This window comes from Pseudomonas sp. 3MAES_34.3B (assembly GCF_058145875.1).
In genome coordinates this window covers 514,518-538,863 of sequence record NZ_CM176960.1, presented here as the reverse complement: position 1 = coordinate 538,863, position 24,346 = coordinate 514,518, and the positions used below count along the sequence as shown (strand labels likewise).

Below are 24,346 nucleotides of genomic sequence, written 5' to 3'. Positions count from 1 at the left end.
CAAACGCGCCGGCGGACCGGCCAGGGGAAGTCAGGCGCGCCAGCGCCAGCGGGCCAGGGCCTTGATGACTTTCATCCAGAGTTTGCAGGTAACCGCCACGGGGGATTCTCGACCTGAAGGGGCAGGGGTGTCGGGCAACGTTATCTCAGCGGCACGCTCGAAGCAACCAGGCAAAAGTGCCCGCAGGTCATCCAGCACCAGTGAGGGCTGCTCTTCAGCAATCGGCCGCCCATGGTTGTAGCCATAGGTAAGGCCCACGCAGGCCACGCCAGCGGCTTTGGCCGCGCGGATATCGTTGCGCGAATCGCCCACGAACAGGGCGTGTTCCGGGGCTACCCCGGCCATTTTCATTACATGAAACAGCGCGGCCGGATCAGGCTTCTGTTGTGGCAGCGTATCGCCACCGATGATCCAGCGAAAATACCGCCCCAGCTTCAGCTCATCGAGCAACGGCGCCACGAACTGCTCGGCCTTGTTGGTGATAAGCGCCATTTCCACGCCTTCCTTGGCCAGCCACTTCAGGGTATCGCGAACGCCCGGGTATACCTCGGTGCGGCCGTGGTCCTCGCCGTACGCCGTCATGAACAGCGCGAGCCCGCGATCGGCCAGTTCGTCATCGACCGCGCTGTGCTCGATGCCGCCAGCCAGCGCCCGACGCACCAGCACCTTCGAACCGTTGCCGATCCACAGGCGCACCGCGTCGATACCTGCAGGCGGCCGGCCGAGTTCGATGAGCATGCGATCGACTGCGGCGGCCAGGCCCGGCACCGAATCCACCAGTGTGCCGTCGAGGTCGAACATCACCAGCCTGGGCAACTGGCCGGGGAACAACCGCTCGAACCCGCTCATGGGCGGGCCAGGGCGAGCTCGGCGCGCATGCTGTCGATCACCGCGCGGTAATCCGGGGCATTGAAGATGGCCGAGCCGGCCACGAAGGTATCGGCGCCCGCGGCAGCGATCTCACGAATGTTGTGCACGTTCACGCCGCCGTCGATTTCCAGACGGATATCCCGGCCGCTGGCGTCGATGATCGCCCGCGCCTGGCGCAGCTTCTCGAGCGTGCCGGGGATGAATTTCTGCCCACCGAAACCCGGGTTCACGCTCATCAGCAGGATCATGTCCACCTTGTCCATCACGTATTCCAGCACGCTCAGGGGGGTAGCCGGGTTGAACACCAGGCCCGACTTGCAGCCGCCTTCGCGCACCAGCTGCAGGGAGCGGTCGATGTGCTGGGTGGCTTCTGGGTGGAACGTGATATAGGTGGCGCCGGCTTCGATGAAATCACCAATGATGCGGTCTACCGGGCTGACCATCAGGTGCACGTCGATCGGCGCGGTGATGCCGTACTTGCGCAGGGCGGCGCACACCATCGGGCCGATGGTCAGGTTGGGGACGTAGTGGTTGTCCATCACATCAAAATGCACCACATCCGCTCCAGCGGCGAGTACGTTGTCTACCTCCTCGCCCAGGCGAGCGAAGTCGGCGGAGAGGATAGACGGCGCAATAGCGAAGGGTTGCATGCTGGACCTGTAGGCTGAACACGGTGGCGCGCATTGTAGCCGATGGCGGCCCAAGGCGGGCAGTGGCGCGGCCAAGGGCACTGGCGGTGGCCGCCGAATGGCCTTAGGCTGCGGTCAAGCAATCGATATGGAAACCACGATGCGCGCTTTTTACTGTGCCAGGCTGCTCGCGCTGGCGACCGCCCTGCCCTTTTCATTTCATGCCATCGCCGCTGATGAACCCGCCGCGCCGCCCGCAGCCGTAGAGCGTGCGCCCTTGCTCGAGCGCAGCGAGCAGGAGGCCCAGGCCATCGCGCGCCAGCTTCCTGCCCAGGAGGTACAAACGTTGCAGGCCAGCGGGGATAACTTCATGGCCTTGTGGCACCCGGCAAACGACGCTGACCCGGTGGGCATGGTGATCATTGTTCCGGGGGCCGGAGAGAGCGCCAACTGGCCCGACGTTGTAGCGCCACTGCGCACAAGGCTGCCGGATGCCCGCTGGGGCACGCTCAGCCTTACCCTCCCCGACCTTGTCAGCGAAGCGGTGCAACCGCGCGGCATCGAACCGCCCGCCCCGGCGGCAGCGGGAAGCTCGGCAACGCCCCCCGATGCCAACGCGCCGATCGAACAGGCAGCGGCCAGCGGCTCGGACACCACCACACCGGCGGAAGGCGAGAACAGCACCGATGACCAGCTGAAAACGGACGCCGCCCGAATCTTTGCGCGTATCGACGCCGGCATTGCCTTTGCTCAGCAGGTGAAGGCACGCAACATCGTGCTGCTGGGGCATGGAACCGGCGCCTATTGGGCCGCCCGCTACCTGAGCGAACGCCAGCCTTCACGCGCTCAGCGCCTGGTGATGGTAGCGGGTAGAACGCCCGAGTCAGCCCCGGCCGGGCTCGACCTGCTGGCGCCGCAGCTGAAGGTGCCGGTAGCAGACATTTATTACGCGACCAATCCCAACTTGCGCAGTGCCGCAGCTCAGCGCCTGCAAGCCAGCAAGCGCCAGGCCGGTAGCCAATATAGCCAGACCGAGCTCAATGCCCTGCCCGGCGACCGCGCGGCCGAACAGGAGCAACTGTACCGCCGGATCCGCGGCTGGCTGAGTCCGCAGTCCTAAACCTGGGAGCGCTGTAGCAGCCCGCCTTGGCGGCGACCGGCCCGGCAGGCCGCAGATCCTGCGGCGGCTGACACGCGGGCTCAGAACCCCCGCCGTCGGCGCACCACCTCATAGGCGCCGTGCAGCTCTCTCGTGCGCTCGGTCGCGACCTTTACCTGGGCCGGGCTAGCGCCTTTGCCCTGCAGCTTGTCGGGATGGTGGCGGCTGAGCAATCGCCGATACGCTTGCTTGATCTGTTCCGGGTCGGTCGCCGCGTTAACGCCCAACACCCGCAAGGCATCGTGGTAGGCGCCGGCCGGGCCCGCCAGTGTTCGCGATGCAGGCGCGTAATCCTGGCCCAAGGCCCGCAACTGGGGCGCGGTCCAGCCAAGCCAGTTACCCCAATCGAGCATAAGTTGCTGCTCGGCCGGGCCCACGCGGCCATCCGCCCAGGCCATCCGCCAGCAAGCCCGCAACAGCCCTTCGGCCGTGGTCGGCTGGCCTTGCAATCGGCGCAGGTGGCCGCGGAGCGAATCCTTGCCAGCCTTGCCACGGCCAAACGCGGCAATGGCTCGCTTGCGCGCAGGCGCGTCCATCCCCAGCAAGGCCATTTCGTTACGTGCCTGGGCAATGTGGTTTTCCTGAACACGGCCGTCCGCCTTGGCCAGCCGCCCTAGCAACACGAATAGCAGCTCATCCTCGGCCAGCCCCGCGCGCCCATTCATGCGGGCCCACAGCTCGGCCCAGCGGTGAACATCCAGGCGGCGGTCCACCACCTGGCCCAGCAAGCCGCCCAGGATCGCGCCTGGAATGTGAGCCAACGCAAAGCCCGCCGTCACGCCTACTACTGTCACCGGCCACAACATCAATGGCGCTCCGCAAGCAGTTGCTCAACCTCTGCAAGGCGCTCCGGGGTTCCTACATCTACCCAAGGGCCATCAAAGTACTCACCCGTCACGCGCCCGTCAGCCATGGCCTTGCGCAGCAAGGGGGCCAGCTTGAAAGCACCCTCGGCGCAGCCCTCGAACAACAAAGGGTGCAACACAGCGATACCGCTGTAGGTCAAGGGTTGACCCGCTGCGGGCAGGTCGGCCAGCCGCCCTTCATTCAGGGCAAAGTCGCCCGAAGGATGGTGAGCCGGGTTATTTACCATCACCAGGTGCGCCAAGGCGCCCTCAGGCAAGCGCAAACGTGAATAGTCATAACCGGACCATACGTCGCCGTTGACGATCACAAAGGCACCATCGCCCAACAGCGGCAAGGCCTTGAAGATCCCGCCGCCGGTTTCCAGCGGCTCGCCTTCAGGCGAATAGCGGATGTGCGCGCCAAATCGCTCGCCGCTGCCCAGGTAGGCTTCGATCTGCTCACCGAGCCAGGCGTGGTTGATCACGACGTCCCGGTAACCGGCAGCCAACAGCGCCTGCAACTGATGCTCGATCAAAGGCACGCCGCCCGCTGGCAGCAGTGGCTTGGGCGTGTGCAGGGTAAGTGGGCGCATCCGCTCGCCTTTGCCGGCGGCGAGGATCATTGCCCTCATACGCTAGCCTCGCCGGGTTGCGGCAGGCTACCCAGCAGCTCGGCCAGCCCTGACAATTCCTTGCGCCGCTTGCACACCGCACTGATGTAGGCGAAGAAGCGCGGTACATCCTCCAGGTAGCGAGGCTTGCCGTCGCGATGGCAGATGCGGGCAAAGATACCGATGACCTTGAGGTAGCGCTGAACCCCCATCAGGTCGCTGGCCCTGAGGAAATCGGTAAGGTCGGGCTGCACTGGCACACCTTGCTCACGCGCCGCGTGCCAGTATTGGCTCAGCCAATCGCCTACCCGAGCCTCGGGCCAGCTGAGGAACGCGTCCTTGAACAGGCAGGTGATGTCATAGGTCACCGGCCCATAAACGGCATCCTGGAAATCCAGCACACCGGGGTTGGGCGTGCTGAACATAAGGTTGCGCGGCATGTAGTCCCGGTGCACCAGCACCCGGGGCTGCGCCAGGGCGCTGTCGATCAACAACTGGCTGACCGCAGCCCACTGCGCTCGCTGGTTCTGGTCGAACTCCACGCCCAGGTGGCGGCGAACGTACCATTCGGGGAACAGCTCCAGCTCGCGGCGCAGCAGCGCGTCGTCATAGCTGGGCAACGGCGCGGCCATGGGAAGCTGCTGAAACTTCAGCAATGCCTGTATCGCCGCATCGAACAACGCGTCGGCGTTATCCGTGGAGATCACATCCAGGTAGGTTTTGCGCCCCATGTCACTGAGCAGCAGAAAGCCCCGCTCAAGATCCTGCGCATGAATAAAAGGTACATGCACATCGGCGCTCGCCAGCAGCGCGGCGATGTCCACGAACGGTTTGCAGTTCTCCTGCGGCGGCGGGGCATCCATCACGATGAAGCTTCGCTCAGGGGTAGCCCAGCGGAAATAACGGCGGAAGCTCGCGTCGCTGCTGGCGGCGGTCAATTCGCCCTCGGGCACCTCGCCCCAGCCTTGGGCCTGGTACAGGTTCTTGAGTTGCAACTCAAGCCATGGCTGAAGTTGTTCGAGGCGTACATCTTGATCGGGCATTTAAGGAGTCTCCGACGGCGCTAGCCGTCAAGCGGGTCATGCTTTATTATCCAGCATCTTTTTCAGACCATCGAGAGGCGTGCACACCCGCACGGGCAGATGGCACGCAGGAAGCCCGGACTAATAAGATGGCATTGAAATCCCCCGCGTTTCGTAGAAAGTTTCCGTTGCTGGTTACCGGCGGCCTGCTGGCGATGCAACCCCTTGCATCGCCTTTCGTCAGCGCCGCACCGCAGTATGACTGCCAGGTGTCCGCTTCGGGTTCCTGGGACTGCAAAACCCGCGACACCAGCGCCGCACTTCCACCCCGCCCCCAGCATACCGCTTCTTCGGTAAGCGCAGCGGCAGGCGATGAAGGCGGCAGTGCTGGCGAAGACACCGCTCCGGCCACCACGCTGGTGACCGAAAGCAAGGGCCGTGTGCTCAAGTCCCGCAGCGCCGATTACAGCCATCTGGACTGGGTACCCCGGGAAAAGCTCACGCCCGCACAGCTCGCGGAAACCGGCCCCTACTGCTCCGGCACCTACGTGGAGCCGTTGCGCCCCGGCATGAACGACAAAACGTCGAAGTCCGATGCGCCTACCTATATCAATGCTCGCGCCTCGCGCTACGAGGAGCAGTCGCAAACCGCTACCCTGGCGGGTGATGTGGTCATGCGCCAGGGCAGCATGCAGGTCGAAGCCAACGAGGCCGCGCTGCACCAGGCCGAGAACCGCGGCGAACTCAACGGCAACGTTAAGCTGCGTGACAACGGCGCGCTGATCGTGGGCGACCACGCCGAAGTCCAGCTGGACACCGGTGCCGCCCAGATCGACAACGCCGAATACGTACTGCACAAGCAGCGCGCCCGTGGTTCGGCGCTCTACGCCAAGCGGGCCGAAAACGCGATCATTCGCCTCAAGGATGGTACCTACACCACCTGCGAACCGAGCAGCAATGCCTGGTCCGTCAAGGGCAACAACATCACGCTGAACCCGGCCACCGGCTTCGGCACCGCGACCAACGCCACGTTGCGCGTGAAGGACATCCCTGTCCTCTACACGCCGTACTTCTACTTCCCGATCGACGATCGCCGCCAATCCGGTTTCCTGGCGCCGAGCATCTCGAGCAGCAGCGACAACGGCCTCACGCTGGTCACGCCGTACTACTTCAACCTGGCGCCCAACTACGACGCCACGTTGTACCCGCACTACATGGCCAAGCGTGGCTTGTTGATGGAAGGCGAGTTCCGCTACCTCACGCCCACCAGCGAAGGCCAGTTCGGCGGCGGCTACCTCAACGACGAGAACGACGACCGGGAAAATCAATCCGACTACGCCAAGCGTCGCTGGATGATCAACTGGCAGCACAAGGGTGGCCTGGATACGCGCCTGCTGAGCGAAGTGGACTACACCCGCATCAGCGATCCGTACTACTTCCAGGACCTGCAATCCGATCAGATCGGCGTGGAAGACCGCGATTTCGTCAACCAGCAGGGTTCGCTTACCTATCGCGGCCAGGGTTATACCGCGCGGTTGAACGTGCAGAGCTACCAGCTGGCGACCGTTTCGGACATCACTCCGTACGACCGCCTGCCGCAGCTTACCCTCGATGGCGCGCTGCCGTTCCACCCGGCGGGCCTGCAGTTCAGCTATCACACCGAAGCCGTACGCTTCGATCGTGACTTGCGGACGGGTACTTATACCGACGACAACGGCCTTGAAACCCCGCGCATCGACCGTAACGTCTTTGGCCTTGCCCGCGCCAATGGTGACCGCCTGGACCTGGTTCCGGCGATGAGCCTGCCAATGGATTGGACCTACGGTTACATCCGCCCGACCGTCAAGTACAAGTACACCAAGTACAACCTGGACCTGGATTCCAAGGGCAAGGCTGATCTGTTGAGCGGCGTCAACACCACTGGCGAGTCCTTCAGCAGTTCCCAGGACATCAGCGTACCGATCTTCAGTGTGGACAGCGGCCTTTACTTCGACCGCGACACCCAGATGTTCGGGACGGATTACCGCCAGACGCTCGAGCCACGCCTGTTCTACCTCTATGTTCCGTACGAGAACCAGAACGACATTCCGGTCTTCGATACGGGTGAAAGCGTGTTCAGCTACGCCTCGCTGTTCCGCGACAACCGCTTCAGTGGCGGCGACCGCATCGGTGACGAGAACAAGCTGTCCCTGGGCGTGACCAGCCGCTGGATCGAAGACAATGGCTTCGAACGCCAACGCTTCGCGATTGGCCAGGCTGTGTACTTCAAGGATCGCAAGGTTCAGCTTCCGCAGATCGCTTACCAGGACCGTCAGGACGCGCAGTCGGATGTTTCTCCGTACGCGCTGGAATACGAGTACCGCTTCAACCGCGACTGGCGCTTCACCTCGGACTTCAACTGGGACCCGGACAGCCGCAGCACCCGTTCGGGTAGCGCGATGTTCCACTACCAGCCAGAAGACAACCCGAACAAGATCATCAACGCCGGCTTCCGCTACCGTGACGATACTATCCACTACGACACGGCCACCGGCCGCTGGCAGTTTGGTGGCGACTACGGTACCCCGGGCAACGACAACTACGTGAAGGACTACTACAAGATCCAGCAGCATGACTTCTCGGTCATGTGGCCGCTGGTTCCGCAGTGGAACCTCATCAGTCGCTGGCAGTACGACTACAACCGCAACCGCACGCTGGAAGCCTTTGGTGGCTTCGAGTACGACAATTGCTGCTGGAAACTGCGCCTGATCAACCGCTACTGGGTTGATTACGACGAATACAGCCAGAACGCCCCAGAAAACGAAAAGGGCGATCACGGCATCTTCCTCCAGATCGTGCTCAAGGGCCTGGGTGGCGTAGTAGGCAATAAAGTCGAAGGTTTCCTCGACAAAGGCATTCAGGGTTATCGTGAACGTGAAGACCAAGCTATGTGATCGACTGCGCCCCATGCTGTTGGGCGCACTGTTTATAGGTACCCTGGCGCATGCGCAGGTTCAGCAACTGGACAAGGTAGCGGCCATCGTCGACAACGACGTGATCATGCAAAGCCAGCTGGACCAGCGCATGCAGGAAGTTCGGCAAACCATCGCCAAGCGTGGCGGTGGCGAGCCGCCGATCGAGGAGCTGCAAAAGCAGGTGCTCGACCGCCTTATCCTGGAAAACCTGCAGTTGCAGATCGGTGAACGCTCCGGCATTCGCATTACCGATGAAGAGCTCAACGGCGCGATGGGCACCATTGCCCAGCGCAACAACATGAGCCTTGATCAGTTCCGCGCAGCCCTGGCCCACGACGGCCTGTCGTACGACGGGGCCCGCGAGCAGGTACGCCGCGAAATGATCATCAGCCGGGTGCGCCAGCGTCGCGTTGCCGAGCGTATCCAGGTGAGCGAGCAGGAAGTAAGGAACTTCCTGGCGTCCGATCTCGGCAAGGCTCAGCTGTCGCAGGAATACCACCTGGCCAACATCCTGATCGCCACGCCGGATGGCGCGAATTCGCAGCAGATCCAGGCCGCGGGCAACCAGGCGATGGCCTTGTACCAACAGCTCCGCGAGGGCGCAGACTTCGCACAGCTGGCCACCACGCGTTCGGCCAGTGACAACGCCCTCGAAGGCGGTGACATGGGCTGGCGCAAGGCGGCTCAGCTGCCCGCCCCATTCGACCAGATGCTGGCTTCGATGAAGCCGGGCGAAGTGACCCAGCCGGTACGTACACCGGGTGGCTTCATCATCCTCAAGCTGGTGGAAAGCCGCGGTGGCCAGGCAGAAATGCGCGAAGAAGTCCACGTTCGCCACATCCTGCTCAAGCCTAGCGAAATCCGCAGCCCGGCTGAAACCGAACGCCTGATCAAGACGCTGTACACCCGTATCAAGGACGGAGAGGATTTCGCCACGCTGGCCAAGAACTTCTCGGAAGACCCCGGCTCTGCGCTCAACGGTGGCGACCTCAACTGGATCGACCCACAATCGCTGGTGCCCGAGTTCCGTGACGTGATGGCGCAAACGCCGGTAGGCACCGTGTCCCAGCCCTTCCAGAGCCAGTTCGGCTGGCACGTTCTCGAAGTGCTTGGCCGCCGCGCCACCGACGCTACCCAGCAAGCCCGCGAACAGCAGGCGCTGAACGTACTGCGTAGCCGCAAGTACGACGACGAACTGCAAAACTGGCTCCGTCAGATCCGTGACGAGGCCTACGTCGAAATCAAGCAGTGAGCGCCCTTCGCTTCGCGCTTACACCCGGCGAGCCAGCCGGCATAGGTCCCGACCTGTGCCTGTTGCTGGCCTCCGGGCCCCAGCCCTACCCTCTCATTGCCATCACCAGCCGTGACCTGCTCGCCGAGCGGGCCGCACAGCTGGGGCTGGCGGTAGACCTGCGCAACGTTACCCTCGCGGCACTCCCCGACACGCCCGCCCCCGCGGGTGCGCTGTACGTCCTGGATGTGCCGCTCGCCGCGCCCGTTGTGGCCGGCACCCTGAACCCCGCCAACGCTGACTTCGTACTGGCTACGCTTACGCTGGCCGGCCAAGGCTGCTTGCAGGGCGACTTCGCCGGCATGATCACCGCTCCCGTCCACAAGGGTGTGATAAACGAGGCCGGCACGCCCTTCTCCGGGCATACCGAGTTTCTTCAGGCGCTGTGCGGTGCCGAGCAAGTGGTCATGATGCTGGCAACCCGTGGCCTGCGCGTGGCCCTGGTAACGACCCACCTCCCGCTCAAGGACGTTGCAAACGCCATCACCGATGAGCGCGTGGAACAGGTGACCCGTATCCTGCACCGGGACCTGCAAGAGAAATTCGGCATTGCCACGCCGCGTATCCTGGTGTGTGGGCTTAACCCCCATGCCGGTGAAGGCGGCCATCTGGGGCATGAGGAAATCGACGTTATCGAGCCAGTGCTGCAGCGCTTGCGTACTGAAGGCCTGGACCTGATAGGGCCGCTCCCGGCCGACACGCTGTTTACCCCCAAACACCTCGAGCACTGCGATGCGGTGCTCGCCATGTATCACGATCAGGGCCTGCCGGTGCTGAAGTACAAAGGCTTCGGCGCGGCGGTCAACGTCACCCTGGGCCTGCCGATCATCCGCACCTCCGTCGACCATGGCACTGCCCTGGACCTGGCCGGTAGCGGCAAGGTCGACACCGGCAGCCTGCAGGTCGCACTTGAAACTGCCTATCAAATGGCCGAGGCACGTTGATGAACGAGCAATACCAACACCGGGCGCGTAAACGCTTCGGTCAGAACTTTCTCCATGACGCCGGCGTGATCGACCGCATCCTGCGCGCGATCCATGCCCGTGAAGGCGATCGGCTGCTCGAGATCGGCCCCGGGCAAGGTGCCCTTACCGAAGGCCTGCTGGACAGCGGCGGGCAACTGGACGTGATCGAGCTGGACAAGGACCTCGTGCCCTTGCTGCATCAACGTTTCGAAGGCCGTGGCAACTTCACGCTGCACCAGGGCGACGCACTGAAGTTCGACTTCGCCCGGCTCGGTGCCGCCCCGCGCAGCCTGCGGGTAGTCGGCAACCTGCCCTACAACATCTCCACGCCCCTGATCTTCCATCTGCTCGGCAACGCTGCCCTGATCAAGGACATGCACTTCATGCTGCAGAAAGAAGTGGTCGAGCGGCTTGCTGCGGGGCCTGGCGGCGGCGACTGGGGCAGGCTATCCATCATGGTTCAGTACCATTGCCGCGTGGAGCACCTGTTCAATGTCGGCCCCGGAGCGTTCAATCCGCCACCGAAGGTGGATTCGGCCATCGTGCGCCTGGTGCCTCACGACGCCCTGCCACACCCGGCTAAGGACCACCGGCTGCTTGAGCGGGTAGTGCGCGAGGCGTTCAATCAGCGCCGCAAGACCCTGCGCAACACCCTCAAGGCACTGCTGCCGGCCGCGGCTATCGAGGCGGCGGGCGTGGATGGAAGCTTGCGCCCGGAGCAGTTGGACATCGCGGCGTTTGTGCGCCTGGCCGACCAGCTGGCCGACCTTCCCGAGGCGTCATAGCCCAGGCAAGGCCATCCACGGCAGGATGGCCTAGACTCATGGCGACGCACTGTTCATTCGATCCGGTTTAAAGGCTGCACCTATGTCTGACCCGCGTTATCACATAGACGTCTCCGTTGACACACGCTTTCTGGCGGAGCAATCCAGCCCTGACCAGGGCCGCTACGCGTTCGCCTATACGGTGACCGTTCGCAACAAGGGCAAGGTGCCTGCGCGGCTGATGTCACGCCATTGGGTGATCACCGATGGCGATGGCAAGGTCGAGGAAGTGCGCGGCCCCGGCGTTATCGGCCAACAGCCGCTGATTGGTGTGGGCCAGGCACATACCTACAGCAGCGGTACCGTCATGGCCACGAAAGTGGGCAACATGCAGGGGAGCTACCAGATGGTTGCCGAAGACGGCAAGCACTTCGACGCCATCATCGCCCCGTTCCGCCTGGCGGTGCCGGGGGCCCTGCACTGATGGCGGTGTATGCGGTAGGTGACCTTCAGGGCTGCCTGGACCCACTCAAGCGCTTGCTCGATGAGGTCCGCTTCGACCCCACCCGGGATACGCTCTGGAGCGTGGGCGACCTGGTCAACCGCGGCCCGCAATCGCTCGAAACCCTGCGTTTTCTCCACTCCATTCGCGATTCGTTTGTGTGCACGCTCGGCAATCACGACCTGCACCTGCTCGCCGCCTGGTACAACATCGAACGGCTCAAAAAAGCCGACACACTCGCCGAAGTGCTTGAAGCGCCTGACGCCCCCGAACTGATGCAGTGGCTGCGGGGCCAGAAGCTGCTCCACTACGATGAGCCGCGAAACATCGCCTTGGTACATGCGGGTATTCCGCCTGTGTGGCCGCTGAGCAAAGCGCTGCGCCATGCCGCCGAAGTGGAAAGCGCGTTGCGCGACGATAACCTGGTGAAACCTTATCTGGACGGCATGTACGGCAACGAGCCCGCCAAGTGGAACAAGGATTTGCACGGCGTGACGCGCCTGCGGGTGATCACCAATTACTTCACGCGCATGCGCTTCTGTACCCGTGACGGCAAGCTGGACCTCAAGGGCAAGGAAGGCGCTGACAGCGCGCCGCCAGGCTACGCCCCCTGGTTCAGCCACAAAGACCGGCGCACCCGCCATACCCGCATCATATTCGGCCATTGGGCGGCGCTTGAAGGCCGTTGCAACGAGCCCGGCGTATTTGCCCTGGACACCGGCTGCGTGTGGGGCAACGCCATGACCCTGATGAACGTCGATACCTTGCACATGCATCGCTGCAAGTGTTCACCCAATCGCTGAGCGGCACAGGAGCCATCATGTCGGAATTCAAGCGTATCGCCCCTCAACAGGCGCAAACCCTTCGCGAGCAAGGCGCAGTAGTGGTCGATATCCGCGACCCTCAAACGTATGCCACCGCTCATATCAGCGAGTCGCGTCACCTGGATAACCATTCCTTGCACGACTTCATCGCCAAGGCTGACCTGGACGCGCCACTGGTGGTGGTGTGCTACCACGGCAATTCGAGCCAGGCTGCGGCCGCCTACCTCATCAGCCAGGGGTTCTCGGACGTGTACAGCCTCGACGGCGGCTTCGAGCTCTGGCGCGAGACCTTCCCGCAGGAGGTCTCAAAGCAAGCCGAGTGAATTTTTTTTGTCATGTTGCATACCTGACAAGCGCTCCACGGGGTCACGGTTTCCGGGGCCTCGCTGCTTCTCCACGCCTCCCAGCCCCCCAACTAAATGCGGGGGCGCCCTTGAATTTCTGGATTACCAACTATCCTTAAGCCCAGGCCATCCAAAACAGGGGAGAGCCGGTATACCGGCGCGCGGGTCATCGGTAGCAATTTTCAGGTGTTCTGGGGGGTAATGGCAGCAGGCCGGCTCCGGCTGCCACCAAGCATCGGCTGAGTGATCCGACGTCGGCTCCGGTATCGAGCGAGGTGACGTCATGAGTATTTTTAGCCACTTCCAACAACGTTTCGAAAGCACGCGACAGGAAGAGCTGACGCTTCAGGAATACCTGGAGCTGTGCAAAACCGACCGCAAGGCCTACGCGTCGGCGGCCGAACGCTTACTCACGGCCATCGGCGAGCCCGAGGTGGTAGACACTGCTACCAACTCTCGGCTGTCTCGCATATTTTCCAACAAGACCATTCGCCGCTATCCGGCATTCGCAGACTTCCATGGCATGGAAGACTGCATCGACCAGATCGTGTCCTATTTTCGTCATGCCGCCCAAGGCCTGGAAGAAAAGAAACAGATCCTCTATCTGCTCGGCCCGGTGGGTGGCGGCAAATCCTCGCTCGCTGAAAAGTTGAAGCAGTTGATGGAAAAAGAGCCCTTTTACGCAATCAAGGGTTCGCCGGTATTCGAATCCCCGCTGGGGCTGTTCAACGTGACCGAAGACGGGGCCATTCTCGAAGAAGACTTTGGCATCCCTCGCCGCTACCTCAACACCATCATGTCCCCATGGGCCACGAAGCGGCTGCAGGAATTCGGCGGGGACATCAGCCAGTTCAAGGTGGTCAAGCTCTACCCTTCCATCCTGAACCAGATCGCACTGGCCAAGACCGAGCCGGGCGATGAGAACAACCAGGACATTTCCGCCCTGGTGGGCAAGGTGGACATCCGCAAGCTGGAGGAATACCCCCAGAACGACGCCGACGCCTACAGCTATTCCGGTGCATTGTGCCGCGCCAACCAGGGCATGATGGAATTCGTGGAAATGTTCAAGGCACCGATCAAAGTGCTGCACCCGTTGCTGACCGCCACTCAGGAAGGCAACTACAACAGTACCGAGGGCCTGGGTGCGATACCGTTCACCGGGGTACTGCTGGCCCACTCCAACGAATCGGAGTGGCATACCTTCCGCAACAACAAGAACAACGAAGCCTTCATTGACCGTATCTATATCGTGAAGGTGCCGTACTGCCTGCGGGTCAGCGACGAGATCAAGATCTACGACAAGCTGCTGATCAACAGTTCCTTGTCCAGGGCACACTGCGCCCCGGACACGCTCAAGATGTTGGCTCAGTTCACCGTACTGTCGCGGCTCAAGGAGCCGGAGAACTCGAATATCTATTCGAAGATGAGGGTGTATGACGGTGAAAACCTGAAAGACACCGACCCCAAGGCGAAGTCGATCCAGGAATATCGCGATTCGGCAGGTGTGGACGAAGGCATGAACGGCCTGTCCACTCGCTTCGCCTTCAAGATTCTATCCAAGGTTTTCAACTTCGACCCGCACGAAGTGGCGGCCAACCCCGTGCACCTGCTGTACGTACTGGAACACCAGATCGAGCAGGAGCAATTCCCCGCAGAGGTAAGAGAACGCTACCTGCGCTACCTGAAGGAATACCTGGCGCCTCGCTATATCGAGTTCATCGGCAAGGAAATCCAGACCGCGTACCTGGAATCCTACAGCGAGTACGGTCAGAACATTTTCGATCGCTATGTGTTGTATGCAGACTTCTGGATACAAGACCAGGAGTACCGCGATCCGGAAACCGGCGAAATCCTCAACCGGGTGGCCCTGAACGAGGAACTTGAGAAGATCGAAAAACCGGCCGGCATCAGCAATCCGAAGGATTTCCGCAACGAGATCGTCAACTTCGTGCTGCGTGCCCGTGCCAATAACAATGGCAAGAACCCGACCTGGCTGAGCTATGAGAAGCTGCGCGTGGTGATCGAGAAGAAAATGTTCTCCAACACCGAGGACCTGCTGCCGGTCATCAGTTTCAACGCCAAGGCCAGCAAGGAAGACCAGCAGAAACACAACGACTTCGTTACCCGTATGGTCGAACGCGGGTATACCGACAAACAGGTGCGGTTGCTCTCCGAGTGGTACCTGCGTGTTCGCAAGTCGCAATAAGCCCGCGAGCGGCAAGTGACAAGCTCCAAGCGGCAAGCTGCCCGGTACTGCCGGGTAGCCTTGCGTATGCCGAATTCTTGCAGCTTGAGGCTTGAGGCTTGAAGCTGCCCCGGAGGGGCCTATGAGTTATGTGATCGACCGACGCTTGAATGGCAAGAACAAAAGCACGGTAAACCGCCAGCGTTTCCTGCGGCGGTACCGTGATCACATCAAGAAAGCCGTGGAAGAAGCGGTCAGCCGGCGCTCCATCACCGACATGGAACACGGCGAGCAGATCAGCATCCCCGGCCGTGACATCGACGAGCCGGTGCTGCACCACGGCCGTGGTGGCAAGCAGACCACCGTTCACCCCGGCAACAAGGAGTTCACCTCCGGGCAGCATATTCCCCGCCCTCAAGGTGGCGGTGGCGGCGGCAAGGGTGCCGGCAAGGCTGGCAACTCCGGCGAGGGGATGGATGAGTTTGTGTTCCAGATCACTCAGGAGGAGTTTCTGGAATTCATGTTCGAAGACCTCGAATTGCCGAACCTGGTCAAGCGACACCTTACCGGCTCCGAAACATTCAAGACTGTGCGCGCCGGTATCGCCAACGAGGGCAACCCGTCACGCATCAACATCATCCGTACCCTGCGTTCGGCCCATGCCCGGCGTATCGCGCTATCTGGCAGCAGCCGTGCGCGGTTGCGCGAAGCGAAGGCCGAACTGGAGCGCCTTCGCAGGGAAGAGCCTGATAACTTCGGCGATATCCAGGCATTGGAAGCGGAGGTGGAAAAGCTCAGCGCGCGCATTCACCGGGTACCCTTCCTCGATACCTTTGACCTGAAGTACAACCTGCTGGTCAAACATCCCAACCCCAGTTCAAAGGCTGTGATGTTCTGCCTCATGGACGTTTCCGGTTCCATGACCCAAGCCACCAAGGACATCGCCAAGCGCTTCTTCATCTTGCTGTACCTGTTCCTCAAGCGGAACTACGACAAGATCGAAGTCGTATTCATCCGCCACCACACCAGCGCCCGGGAAGTGGACGAGGAAGAGTTCTTCTATTCCCGCGAAACGGGAGGGACCATTGTGTCCAGCGCGCTGAAGCTGATGCAGGAAATCATGGCGGAGCGGTACCCGACCAACGAATGGAACATCTACGCTGCTCAGGCTTCGGATGGCGACAACTGGAACGATGATTCCCCCATCTGCCGGGAGATCCTCACCAAGCAGATCATGCCCCATGTGCAGTACTACACTTACGTGGAAATTACCCCCCGGGAGCATCAGGCCCTGTGGTTCGAATACGAGCGGATCGGCGATCACTTCCCCGACACCTTTGCCCAGCAACAGCTGGTGACCGCCGGGGACATTTATCCGGTCTTCCGTGAACTCTTCCAACGCAGGCTAGTGACATGACCGCGAGAGAGCAGAAGCGCCAACCTTTGTCCGTTGGCTCGGAGTGGACGTTCGAGCTTATCCAGACCTACGACCGGGAGATCGGCCGTATCGCAGAGCGTTATGCTCTGGATACCTACCCCAACCAGATCGAAGTGATCACCGCCGAGCAGATGATGGATGCCTATGCGTCGGTGGGCATGCCGTTGGGATATCACCATTGGTCCTACGGCAAACACTTCCTGAGTACCGAGAAATCCTACACCCGTGGGCAAATGGGGCTGGCCTACGAGATCGTGATCAACTCGGACCCTTGCATTGCCTACCTGATGGAAGAAAACACCATCGGCATGCAAGCCTTGGTGATCGCCCATGCCTGCTACGGCCATAACAGCTTCTTCAAGGGTAATTACCTGTTTCGCACCTGGACGGACGCCAGTTCGATCATTGATTACCTGGTGTTCGCCAAGCAGTACATCATGCAATGCGAGGAGCGCCACGGCATCGACGCTGTGGAAGACCTGCTCGACTCCTGCCATGCATTGATGAACTACGGCGTGGACCGCTACAAGCGCCCCTACCCTATTTCCGCGGAAGAAGAGCGCCGCCGCCAGAAAGACAGGGAGGAACACCTTCAGCGGCAGATCAACGACTTGTGGCGCACCATTCCCAAGGCGACTGAAAAGGCGAGCGAGCAGGATCACGCACGCTTCCCGTCGGAGCCTCAGGAGAACATCCTCTACTTCATCGAAAAACATGCCCCGCTGCTGGAGCCCTGGCAACGGGAAGTGGTACGGATCGTTCGCAAGATCGCCCAGTATTTCTATCCACAGCGCCAGACGCAGGTAATGAACGAGGGCTGGGCAACGTTCTGGCATTACACCCTGATGAATGACCTGTATGACGAGGGCCTGGTGACAGACGGCTTCATGATGGAATTTTTGCAATCCCATACCAGCGTCGTATACCAACCGGGCTATGACAGCCCGTATTACAGCGGTATCAACCCTTACGCGCTTGGGTTCGCCATGTACCGGGATATTCGCCGGATCTGTGAAAAACCTGACGAAGAAGACCGCCGCTGGTTCCCGGATATTGCCGGCAGCGACTGGCTGTCCACGATCAAATTCGCGATGAGCAGCTTCAAGGATGAGAGCTTTATCCTGCAGTACCTGTCGCCGAAGGTCATTCGCGACCTGAAGCTGTTCAGCATTCTGGATGACGATCAGCGGGACGACCTGCTGGTGCCTGCCATTCATGACGACAGCGGCTATCGGCTGATCCGGGAAACCCTGGCCGCGCAGTACAACCTCGGCAACCGCGAACCCAACGTGCAAATCTGGAGCATAGACCGCCGGGGCGACCGATCCCTGACCCTGCGCCACCAGCAGCACGACCGCAAGCCGCTCGGGGAGTCTACCGAAGAGGTGCTCAAGCACCTGCACCGCCTGTGGGGCTTTGACGTGCACCTGGAAACCGTGCAAGGCGACCAGGTGGTCAAGACTCACCATGTACCTCCCCGCAATGACCACGGTGAGGGCGACTACGGCCGCCTGGACATGGCCGTGGTCCACCTCTGAGCTGATCCTTCGGCGCTGCCGGTATATCCTGTAGCGCTGAAGGAGAACTGCATGAAGAGTTACAAGGTTGGCGGCGCCGTGCGTGACCGCCTGCTGGGCCTGCCTGTGGCAGATATCGACTGGGTGGTGGTCGGGGCTTCGGCCGAAGCGATGCTTGCGTTGGGCTACCGTCCGGTAGGGGCGGATTTTCCAGTGTTTCTCCATCCCGACAACGGCGCCGAATACGCGCTGGCACGCACTGAACGCAAGAGCGGCCGGGGTTATGGCGGCTTCGTGTTCCATGCAAGCCCCGACGTTACTCTCGAGGACGACCTGCGGCGCCGAGACCTCACTATCAATGCCATGGCCGAGGACGACGACGGCCACGTCATTGATCCCTACGGGGGCCAAGCGGACCTCGAACAGCGCTGGTTGCGGCATGTTTCCCCGGCGTTCGCCGAAGATCCCTTGCGAGTATTGCGTGTAGCCCGCTTTGCGGCGCGATATGCCCCGCTGGGCTTTCGGGTGGCGCCCGAGACGCTGGAACTGATGCAGCAGCTAAGCGAATCCGGGGAGCTGGAAGCGCTGACGCCCGAGCGCAGCTGGAAGGAAATTTCCCGGGCGCTGCTTGAAAGTACTCCGCAGGTGTTTTTCGAGGTGCTTGAAGCGTGCGGGGCATTGAAAGTGCTGTTCGCCGAACTCAGCGAATTACCTGAGCCCGTGCGCGCGCTCAGCCTGGAAGCTCTTCATCAGGCGGCTGCAGTGGAACACCCTTTGGCGGTACGCTGGTCGGCACTGTTGCTGCGCCTGAACCCCCAAGCCGTCGCCGCGCTGAACATACGCTTCAAGGTACCGCGCGACTGCCAGGAACTGGCCCAACTGGCTACCGAATACCACACGCAGGCAGAACACGCTCGCGAAATGGACCCCGAGGCGCTACTGCAAATGCTGCAAGCGTTCGATGTGTACCGCAGGCCCCAGCGCTTTGAAGGGTTTCTTCATGCCTGTGAGATGGCGGCGCGGGCGGAGGGCAAGCCATCATGGCCCGAGGGCGCGTATCTGCACGGCGCCGCAACGGCGGCGCGGGCCGTCCCGGTGAAGCCCCTGGTGGATGCGGGCCATACCGGGCAGGCGCTGGGCGACGCGCTCAGGCAAGCACGCCTGGCAGCCCTGACTAGGCCCTTGTAGGACCAGGCAAAGCCGGGGAACGACCCTAACCCCCCGTGCCGGGCGCCTGCCAATCGAACGGCACCTGCGCCAGGCGCTGGTCGATGGACGCTTCGCTCCACAACTCGGCAAAGGTGCGCCCAGCCCCTGGGTGCACTTCGTCCGGCGCCAGCAGGGCCAGTGGCCACAGTACGAAAGCATTGCGCAGTATTTCGGCGCGCGGCAATACCAGCCCGTCGAAGGTGCCCACCTGCTGGCCGTACATCAGCACGTCGATGTCCAGCGGCAGGCCTTTTCGCTGCGGCGCATAGCGGCCGTTGTCCGCCTCGATGAACTTGAGCTTGCGGTCCAGTGCCATCAGCGGCATGGCTGTGAGCCCGGTGACGACCATGTTGAGGAAGGGCCCGCTCTTGATGCCGATAGGCTCGCTTTCGAACACCGCCGAGCACTGCAGGCCCTGGAGGATTTCGGCCAGCGCGTCGAGCCCGGCGCACAAATGAGTATGGCGGTCGACATTACTACCGAGCCCCAGGTAAACCCTGGTCAGCGACATCCGCGCTCGATCTCCACACCCACACCCTTGGCGGCCGGAACGGCGCCAGGCTTGGTGACACGCAGGCGCAGCCAGGGCATCCCGAAATCGCTCATCAGCTTCGCAGCGAGCCGTTCGGCGAAGGTTTCCACCAGCTCGAACCGCGCCGCCTGGGCAAATGCCTGCACAGCCTCGGACACCTTGGCGTAATCGAGGGCCTTGGTCAGGTCATCGTTGGCCGCCGCGGGCCGGTTGTCCCAGCCAAAGCTGAAATCCAGGCGCAGGCACTGGCGAATATCGCGCTCCCAGTCATAGGCACCAATTACGGTGTCTACCTCGAGGCCTTCGATGAACACGATGTCCAAGCTTTTTCTCCCCTGACGACAAAGGCGCCCTGCGCCGTTAGAATCCGAACGTCCACGCCCGGAATAGTTAGCATGCCTTGGTTACTGGCCCTTGTGGCCTACCTGCTCGGCTCACTGTCCTTCGCCATCCTGCTCAGCCGAGGGGCCGGGATGCCCGACCCCCGCGCCAGCGGTTCCGGCAACGCCGGAGCCACCAATATGCTGCGGGTTGCAGGGCGTAAACTGGCCATGCTGACCCTGCTTGGCGACCTGGCCAAGGGCCTTGCACCGGTGTTGCTGGCCAAGGCGCTGGGGTTCGGCCTGCAAGCCCAGGCGTGGATCGGCCTGTGCGCGGTGATTGGCCATTTGTTCCCGCTGTACTTCAACTTCAGGGGTGGCAAGGGTGTAGCCACTGCCGCGGGCATGTTGCTGGGCCTGTACCCGCCCGCCTTGCTGTTGGCAATAATCGTGTGGCTGCTGACCTTCCAGCTCAGCCGCACCGCCTCTCTGGCTGCCCTGACTGCAATTCCGCTCACCCTACCGCTATTGGCCTGGCAAGCACCACAGGCACTCTTGCCAATGACCGTACTCACCGTATTGGTGGTGTGGCGCCACCGAGCGAACCTGCGTGACCTGCTTGCAGGGCGGGAACGGCACTTCTAGGCGCCATCACCCAAGCCCTGCGACACGGGCCCCGTCACACTGCGGGCAGTTGTTCCATCGGCCAGCGTGCATGCACCTGGATGCCCAGATCCTCATGCTGCCCGGCCAGCAACCGCTGGCAGCCCGCATAAGCGATCATTGCGCCGTTATCGGTGCAGAACCGGGGGCGGGCATAAAACACGCCGCCGCCCAATTGGCCGGTCATGCTTTCCAGCGAGGCCCGCAAGGCCTTGTTGGCGCTTACACCACCGGCGATCACCAGGGTTTTCAGCCCGGTTTGCTTGAGGGCACGTTTGCATTTGATGGCGAGAGTCTCAACGACTGCCTGTTGGAACGCCAGCGCAATGTCGTTACGAGTTTGTTCACCGTCGTCGCCAGCTGCCTTGCACTGCTGCCAGGTATTGAGCGTGAAGGTTTTCAGCCCGCTGAAGCTGAAGTCCAGCCCCGGGCGGTCGGTCATCGGCCGCGGGAAGGTAAAGCGACCTGCGGTGCCGAATTCCGCCAAGCGGGCTATTTCCGGGCCGCCGGGATAAGGCAACCCCATCAGCTTGGCCGTTTTATCGAAGGCCTCGCCAGCGGCGTCGTCCAGGCTTTCACCCAGCAGTTCATAGCGGCCGATGCCGTCGACCCGAACCAGTTGCGTATGCCCCCCGGAAACCAACAAGGCCACGAACGGGAACGCCGGCGGCCGATCTTCCAGCATGGGTGCCAGCAGGTGCCCTTCCATGTGATGTACGCCTAATGCGGGAATACCCCAGGCGAATGCCATGGCTTGCGCGCAGGACGCGCCGACCAGCAGCGCGCCCACCAGCCCGGGGCCGGCGGTATAGGCAATGGCGTCGATATCACCCGTGGCACGCCCGGCCTGCCCCAGCACTTCACGAATCAGGGGCAGCATACGTTTCACGTGGTCGCGCGAAGCGAGCTCAGGCACCACGCCGCCATAGACACGGTGCAGGTCGATCTGGCTGAATAGCGCGTCGCCGAGCAGGCCCTGCTCGCTGTCGTACAGCGCGACGCCCGTTTCATCGCAGGATGTTTCCAGTCCCAGTACTAGCATGGGTATCAATAGCCTTTGCCGAGGCGGTAACGAAGGCGCGCATGATAGTCGCGCCCCGCCGTGCCGACCAGCGGTTTTCGATCAGAGGCTTTGCATTCCGCGCCTTCAAAGGGTAACATCCGCAACCCTTGAAAACCGACGTATTCCACCGCGCTTTAAAGCAGGGGTACGTTGCCCCGGTAATGAATTAAGGTAGCCCTGGATGCCAGCCGTCAAAGTTAAAGAGAACGAACCCTTCGACGTAGCTCTGCGTCGTTTCAAGCGCTCCTGCGAAAAAGCCGGTGTACTGGCTGAAGTTCGTAGCCGCGAGTTTTATGAAAAGCCGACTTCCGAGCGCAAGCGCAAGGCTGCAGCCGCAGTCAAGCGTCACGCCAAGAAAGTCCAGCGCGAACAGCGCCGCGCCGTTCGCCTGTACTAATACCGGCGTTCGCTGCAAGCATTTGTCTGGCCCGGCCTTCAAAGCCGGGCCATTGGCAATTGCGGATCACGTAATTCCGGCGGGTGGCCCTGTGCCGCCAACCGCGATCCAACTGCGTTCCCCCTCCGTTTTCGTTATACAGCGCTCGCTGCGATTGGCACTGCCTCGGTGCTAACATCCCGCACCATCACTTGACCAAACGCACGTCTAGCCTGAGGGCATGGCATGGCCGGGCTCATCCCGCAAGGTTTCATTGACGATCTGCTGAACCGCACCGACATCCTCGATGTGGTGAGCTCACGCGTTCAACTGAAAAAAGCGGGCAAGAATTTCACCGCATGCTGCCCGTTCCACAAGGAAAAAACCCCGTCGTTCAGCGTTAGCCCAGACAAACAGTTCTACTACTGTTTCGGCTGCGGCGCCGGTGGTAACGCCCTGGGCTTTGTGATGGATCACGACAACCTGGACTTTCCCCAGGCTGTCGAGGAGCTTGCCAAGGCAGCGGGCATGGAAGTGCCCCGGGAAGAGTCACGCCGTGGCAGCAAGCCGCGCCAGCCTACGGATTCGCCGCTATACCCGTTGCTGGCTGCAGCGGCAGACTATTATCGCCAGGCTCTGCGGCAACACCCGGCACGCAAAAGCGCGGTGGAATACCTCAAGGGCCGCGGGCTTACCGGGGAAATCGCCCGGGACTTCGGCCTGGGCTTCGCTCCACCAGGCTGGGATAACCTGCTCCGCCACCTCAGCAGCGATACCCTGCAACAGCGGGCAATGATCGATGCCGGGCTGCTGATCGAGAACGCCGAGACCGGCAAGCGCTATGACCGCTTCCGGGACCGCGTGATATTTCCGATACGCGACAGCCGGGGGCGGGTCATCGCGTTCGGCGGCAGGGTGCTCGGCGACGACAAGCCCAAATACCTGAACTCGCCGGAAACACCGGTGTTTCATAAAGGCCAGGAACTCTACGGCCTGTTCGAGGCTCGCAAATACAATCGCAACCTCGACGAAGTCATCGTTGTCGAAGGCTACATGGATGTGATCGCCCTGGCTCAGCAGGGCCTGCGCAACGCGGTGGCTACCCTGGGTACGGCTACCAGCGAGGAACACATCAAGCGATTGTTCCGCATCGTGCCCGGCATTCTGTTCTGCTTCGACGGCGACCAGGCCGGCCGGAACGCTGCCTGGCGTGCACTGGAAGCAGCGCTGCCCAGCCTTCAGGACGGGCGCAAGGCGCGCTTTCTGTTCCTGCCGGAAGGGGAAGACCCGGACACGTTGATCCGTGCCGAGGGCCTGGACGCGTTCAAGGCGCGGATCGCGCAGCATGCACAACCGCTGGCGGATTATTTCTTCCAGCAGTTGTCCGAAGAAGCGGACCCGCGCTCGCTGGAAGGCAAGGCGCATATGGCCACGCTGGCGGCGCCACTGATTGATCGGGTGCCTGGGGCGAATTTAAAGGCATTGATGCGTGCAAGGCTGGGTGAAATCACCGGCCTGAGTGGTGAAGCAATGAGCCAGCTGGCTCAACGGCAGCCCCAGCGAGACACCGCCCAAGGCGGCGACGCAGGGGCTTATGTGGATTTCGAAGGCCCTGCCGACTACGTACCGGCCTACCTTGACGCGCCAACCATCGAGCCCAACCAGCCGTGGCAACCGCGCAAGGGCAGCGGGAAGAAAAGGGACGGCAAGCCGTGGGAGCGCGGCGGCCAGCGCCGGGACTACGAGCCCAGGGCGCCACGTACGCCCACCAGCGTGGAACCACCCACGCTCAGTGCGTTGCGCACGTTGTTGCACCATCCGCAGTTGGCGACAAAAGTTGAAGATGCCAGCCATCTGGCCGATGAAGATCATGTTTACGCCCAATTGCTGGTCGCGCTGCTCGAGGCACTTCAGAAGAATCCTCGGCTACGCTCTCTGCAATTGATCGCCCGGTGGCACGGGACGGACCAGGGGCGCCTTTTGCGCGCCTTGGCCGAGAAAGAATGGCTGATAGAGGCCGATAACCTTGAACAACAGTTTTTCGACACCATTTCCAGTCTGTCAGCCCGTCAACGTGAGCGCAGCCTGGAAAACCTGATTCGAAAGGCCAGGCAGGGTGAACTCAGCGCAGAGGAAAAAAACCTGCTGCGCGAGCTGCTTAGCCGCAACGCAAACGCACAAAACCCGACCTCAACTGGCGTGTGAGGTCCTAGCTCGGGTATAATCCTCGGCTTGTTTTTTGCCCGCCAAGACCTTCAGTGGA

The 24,346-nt window shown here is 61.9% G+C and carries 23 protein-coding genes; 15 read left to right on the top strand and 8 right to left on the bottom strand.

Annotation, left to right across the window (positions count from 1 at the left end):
• Positions 1 to 30: 30 nt before the first annotated feature.
• Both AC3Z8Y_RS02375 and rpe read right to left on the bottom strand, forming a co-directional pair.
• A complete protein-coding gene (locus AC3Z8Y_RS02375) occupies positions 31 to 849 on the bottom strand; it encodes a phosphoglycolate phosphatase (protein ID WP_490088305.1) in 819 nt (272 codons plus the stop codon).
• Positions 846 to 1,520, bottom strand: coding sequence for a ribulose-phosphate 3-epimerase (rpe, locus tag AC3Z8Y_RS02370; RefSeq protein WP_181119000.1), 675 nt, complete (start codon positions 1,518 to 1,520; stop codon positions 846 to 848). Before rpe ends, AC3Z8Y_RS02375 begins: the two co-directional genes overlap by 4 nt.
• Before the next feature lie 139 nt (positions 1,521 to 1,659).
• Here rpe and AC3Z8Y_RS02365 point away from each other — a divergent pair, with 139 nt between their 5' ends.
• Positions 1,660 to 2,619, top strand: coding sequence for an alpha/beta hydrolase family protein (locus AC3Z8Y_RS02365; RefSeq protein ID WP_490088304.1), 960 nt, complete (start codon positions 1,660 to 1,662; stop codon positions 2,617 to 2,619).
• 80 nt (positions 2,620 to 2,699) lie between these two features.
• On the opposite strand, the gene AC3Z8Y_RS02360 is transcribed toward AC3Z8Y_RS02365, so the two are convergent.
• The 3 genes from AC3Z8Y_RS02360 to AC3Z8Y_RS02350 are packed head-to-tail and all read right to left on the bottom strand — an operon-like array spanning position 2,700 to position 5,157.
• Positions 2,700 to 3,464, bottom strand: a complete 765-nt coding sequence (locus tag AC3Z8Y_RS02360; RefSeq protein ID WP_490088303.1) for a TerB family tellurite resistance protein — start codon at positions 3,462 to 3,464, stop codon at positions 2,700 to 2,702.
• Positions 3,464 to 4,135: an N-acetylmuramate alpha-1-phosphate uridylyltransferase MurU gene (gene murU, locus AC3Z8Y_RS02355; RefSeq protein ID WP_490088302.1), complete on the bottom strand. Its 672-nt coding sequence runs from the start codon at positions 4,133 to 4,135 to the stop codon at positions 3,464 to 3,466. The genes AC3Z8Y_RS02360 and murU overlap by 1 nt, the downstream gene beginning before the upstream one ends.
• Positions 4,132 to 5,157 (bottom strand): aminoglycoside phosphotransferase family protein, encoded by a 1,026-nt coding sequence (locus AC3Z8Y_RS02350; protein WP_490088301.1) that lies wholly within the window; start codon positions 5,155 to 5,157, stop codon positions 4,132 to 4,134. Before AC3Z8Y_RS02350 ends, murU begins: the two co-directional genes overlap by 4 nt.
• A gap of 128 nt (positions 5,158 to 5,285) precedes the next feature.
• On the opposite strand from AC3Z8Y_RS02350, the gene AC3Z8Y_RS02345 reads away from it, so the two are divergent.
• The 11 genes from AC3Z8Y_RS02345 (at position 5,286) to AC3Z8Y_RS02295 (ending at position 19,108) form a co-directional block, all read left to right on the top strand.
• Complete coding sequence (locus AC3Z8Y_RS02345) at positions 5,286 to 8,069, top strand: LPS-assembly protein LptD (RefSeq protein WP_490088300.1); 2,784 nt, start codon at positions 5,286 to 5,288, stop codon at positions 8,067 to 8,069.
• Entirely contained in the window at positions 8,050 to 9,342 is a 1,293-nt protein-coding gene (locus AC3Z8Y_RS02340; RefSeq protein ID WP_490089916.1) for a peptidylprolyl isomerase, read from the top strand. Before AC3Z8Y_RS02345 ends, AC3Z8Y_RS02340 begins: the two co-directional genes overlap by 20 nt.
• The gene (gene pdxA, locus AC3Z8Y_RS02335) at positions 9,339 to 10,325 is read left to right on the top strand and encodes a 4-hydroxythreonine-4-phosphate dehydrogenase PdxA (RefSeq protein ID WP_490088299.1); all 987 of its coding nucleotides are present in this window, start codon (positions 9,339 to 9,341) and stop codon (positions 10,323 to 10,325) included. The genes AC3Z8Y_RS02340 and pdxA overlap by 4 nt, the downstream gene beginning before the upstream one ends.
• Positions 10,325 to 11,131: a 16S rRNA (adenine(1518)-N(6)/adenine(1519)-N(6))-dimethyltransferase RsmA gene (gene rsmA / locus AC3Z8Y_RS02330; protein ID WP_490088298.1), complete on the top strand. Its 807-nt coding sequence runs from the start codon at positions 10,325 to 10,327 to the stop codon at positions 11,129 to 11,131. Before pdxA ends, rsmA begins: the two co-directional genes overlap by 1 nt.
• 82 nt (positions 11,132 to 11,213) lie before the next feature.
• Positions 11,214 to 11,594 carry a Co2+/Mg2+ efflux protein ApaG gene (apaG, locus tag AC3Z8Y_RS02325; protein ID WP_490088297.1) on the top strand — a complete coding sequence of 127 codons (381 nt, stop codon included), beginning with the start codon at positions 11,214 to 11,216 and terminating at the stop codon, positions 11,592 to 11,594.
• Positions 11,594 to 12,415 (top strand): symmetrical bis(5'-nucleosyl)-tetraphosphatase, encoded by an 822-nt coding sequence (locus tag AC3Z8Y_RS02320; protein ID WP_490088296.1) that lies wholly within the window; start codon positions 11,594 to 11,596, stop codon positions 12,413 to 12,415. The genes apaG and AC3Z8Y_RS02320 overlap by 1 nt, the downstream gene beginning before the upstream one ends.
• A gap of 17 nt (positions 12,416 to 12,432) precedes the next feature.
• Positions 12,433 to 12,759: a thiosulfate sulfurtransferase GlpE gene (gene glpE / locus AC3Z8Y_RS02315; RefSeq protein ID WP_490088295.1), complete on the top strand. Its 327-nt coding sequence runs from the start codon at positions 12,433 to 12,435 to the stop codon at positions 12,757 to 12,759.
• Between the two features lie 304 nt (positions 12,760 to 13,063).
• On the top strand, positions 13,064 to 14,986 hold the full coding sequence (locus tag AC3Z8Y_RS02310; RefSeq protein WP_490088294.1) for a PrkA family serine protein kinase: 1,923 nt from the start codon (positions 13,064 to 13,066) through the stop codon (positions 14,984 to 14,986).
• 121 nt (positions 14,987 to 15,107) lie between these two features.
• Positions 15,108 to 16,382 carry a YeaH/YhbH family protein gene (locus tag AC3Z8Y_RS02305; RefSeq protein WP_490088293.1) on the top strand — a complete coding sequence of 425 codons (1,275 nt, stop codon included), beginning with the start codon at positions 15,108 to 15,110 and terminating at the stop codon, positions 16,380 to 16,382.
• Positions 16,379 to 17,941: a SpoVR family protein gene (locus tag AC3Z8Y_RS02300; RefSeq protein WP_490088292.1), complete on the top strand. Its 1,563-nt coding sequence runs from the start codon at positions 16,379 to 16,381 to the stop codon at positions 17,939 to 17,941. Before AC3Z8Y_RS02305 ends, AC3Z8Y_RS02300 begins: the two co-directional genes overlap by 4 nt.
• A 51-nt stretch (positions 17,942 to 17,992) precedes the next feature.
• Positions 17,993 to 19,108 (top strand): tRNA nucleotidyltransferase/poly(A) polymerase-related protein, encoded by a 1,116-nt coding sequence (locus AC3Z8Y_RS02295; RefSeq protein ID WP_490088291.1) that lies wholly within the window; start codon positions 17,993 to 17,995, stop codon positions 19,106 to 19,108.
• Between the two features lie 25 nt (positions 19,109 to 19,133).
• Here the strand turns inward: AC3Z8Y_RS02295 and folK are convergent, their stop codons facing one another.
• Together folK and folB are read right to left on the bottom strand one after the other, a co-directional pair.
• Positions 19,134 to 19,640: a 2-amino-4-hydroxy-6-hydroxymethyldihydropteridine diphosphokinase gene (folK, locus tag AC3Z8Y_RS02290; RefSeq protein WP_490088290.1), complete on the bottom strand. Its 507-nt coding sequence runs from the start codon at positions 19,638 to 19,640 to the stop codon at positions 19,134 to 19,136.
• The gene (gene folB / locus AC3Z8Y_RS02285) at positions 19,631 to 19,984 is read right to left on the bottom strand and encodes a dihydroneopterin aldolase (protein WP_181113208.1); all 354 of its coding nucleotides are present in this window, start codon (positions 19,982 to 19,984) and stop codon (positions 19,631 to 19,633) included. The genes folK and folB overlap by 10 nt, the downstream gene beginning before the upstream one ends.
• Positions 19,985 to 20,056: 72 nt before the next feature.
• On the opposite strand from folB, the gene plsY reads away from it, so the two are divergent.
• Complete coding sequence (gene plsY / locus AC3Z8Y_RS02280; protein WP_490088289.1) at positions 20,057 to 20,626, top strand: glycerol-3-phosphate 1-O-acyltransferase PlsY; 570 nt, start codon at positions 20,057 to 20,059, stop codon at positions 20,624 to 20,626.
• Between the two features lie 34 nt (positions 20,627 to 20,660).
• Here the strand turns inward: plsY and tsaD are convergent, their stop codons facing one another.
• Positions 20,661 to 21,686, bottom strand: a complete 1,026-nt coding sequence (gene tsaD / locus AC3Z8Y_RS02275) for a tRNA (adenosine(37)-N6)-threonylcarbamoyltransferase complex transferase subunit TsaD (RefSeq protein ID WP_490088288.1) — start codon at positions 21,684 to 21,686, stop codon at positions 20,661 to 20,663.
• 202 nt (positions 21,687 to 21,888) lie between these two features.
• Between tsaD and rpsU the strand changes: the two genes are divergently transcribed.
• On the top strand, positions 21,889 to 22,104 hold the full coding sequence (gene rpsU, locus AC3Z8Y_RS02270) for a 30S ribosomal protein S21 (RefSeq protein WP_002551877.1): 216 nt from the start codon (positions 21,889 to 21,891) through the stop codon (positions 22,102 to 22,104).
• A gap of 225 nt (positions 22,105 to 22,329) precedes the next feature.
• Positions 22,330 to 24,288, top strand: coding sequence for a DNA primase (gene dnaG, locus AC3Z8Y_RS02265; RefSeq protein ID WP_490088287.1), 1,959 nt, complete (start codon positions 22,330 to 22,332; stop codon positions 24,286 to 24,288).
• Positions 24,289 to 24,346 lie beyond the last annotated feature (58 nt).

What these genes read in the sequence shown, in the direction of transcription:
- AC3Z8Y_RS02375 (WP_490088305.1), bottom strand. Translation starts at nt 849, where the DNA reads ATGAGCGGGTTCGAGCGGTTGTTCCCCGGCCAGTTGCCCAGGCTGGTG.
- rpe (WP_181119000.1), bottom strand. Translation starts at nt 1,520, where the DNA reads ATGCAACCCTTCGCTATTGCGCCGTCTATCCTCTCCGCCGACTTCGCT.
- AC3Z8Y_RS02365 (WP_490088304.1), top strand. Translation starts at nt 1,660, where the DNA reads ATGCGCGCTTTTTACTGTGCCAGGCTGCTCGCGCTGGCGACCGCCCTG.
- AC3Z8Y_RS02360 (WP_490088303.1), bottom strand. Translation starts at nt 3,464, where the DNA reads ATGTTGTGGCCGGTGACAGTAGTAGGCGTGACGGCGGGCTTTGCGTTG.
- murU (WP_490088302.1), bottom strand. Translation starts at nt 4,135, where the DNA reads ATGAGGGCAATGATCCTCGCCGCCGGCAAAGGCGAGCGGATGCGCCCA.
- AC3Z8Y_RS02350 (WP_490088301.1), bottom strand. Translation starts at nt 5,157, where the DNA reads ATGCCCGATCAAGATGTACGCCTCGAACAACTTCAGCCATGGCTTGAG.
- AC3Z8Y_RS02345 (WP_490088300.1), top strand. Translation starts at nt 5,286, where the DNA reads ATGGCATTGAAATCCCCCGCGTTTCGTAGAAAGTTTCCGTTGCTGGTT.
- rsmA (WP_490088298.1), top strand. Translation starts at nt 10,325, where the DNA reads ATGAACGAGCAATACCAACACCGGGCGCGTAAACGCTTCGGTCAGAAC.
- apaG (WP_490088297.1), top strand. Translation starts at nt 11,214, where the DNA reads ATGTCTGACCCGCGTTATCACATAGACGTCTCCGTTGACACACGCTTT.
- AC3Z8Y_RS02320 (WP_490088296.1), top strand. Translation starts at nt 11,594, where the DNA reads ATGGCGGTGTATGCGGTAGGTGACCTTCAGGGCTGCCTGGACCCACTC.
- glpE (WP_490088295.1), top strand. Translation starts at nt 12,433, where the DNA reads ATGTCGGAATTCAAGCGTATCGCCCCTCAACAGGCGCAAACCCTTCGC.
- AC3Z8Y_RS02310 (WP_490088294.1), top strand. Translation starts at nt 13,064, where the DNA reads ATGAGTATTTTTAGCCACTTCCAACAACGTTTCGAAAGCACGCGACAG.
- AC3Z8Y_RS02305 (WP_490088293.1), top strand. Translation starts at nt 15,108, where the DNA reads ATGAGTTATGTGATCGACCGACGCTTGAATGGCAAGAACAAAAGCACG.
- AC3Z8Y_RS02300 (WP_490088292.1), top strand. Translation starts at nt 16,379, where the DNA reads ATGACCGCGAGAGAGCAGAAGCGCCAACCTTTGTCCGTTGGCTCGGAG.
- AC3Z8Y_RS02295 (WP_490088291.1), top strand. Translation starts at nt 17,993, where the DNA reads ATGAAGAGTTACAAGGTTGGCGGCGCCGTGCGTGACCGCCTGCTGGGC.
- folK (WP_490088290.1), bottom strand. Translation starts at nt 19,640, where the DNA reads ATGTCGCTGACCAGGGTTTACCTGGGGCTCGGTAGTAATGTCGACCGC.
- plsY (WP_490088289.1), top strand. Translation starts at nt 20,057, where the DNA reads ATGCCTTGGTTACTGGCCCTTGTGGCCTACCTGCTCGGCTCACTGTCC.
- tsaD (WP_490088288.1), bottom strand. Translation starts at nt 21,686, where the DNA reads ATGCTAGTACTGGGACTGGAAACATCCTGCGATGAAACGGGCGTCGCG.
- rpsU (WP_002551877.1), top strand. Translation starts at nt 21,889, where the DNA reads ATGCCAGCCGTCAAAGTTAAAGAGAACGAACCCTTCGACGTAGCTCTG.
- dnaG (WP_490088287.1), top strand. Translation starts at nt 22,330, where the DNA reads ATGGCCGGGCTCATCCCGCAAGGTTTCATTGACGATCTGCTGAACCGC.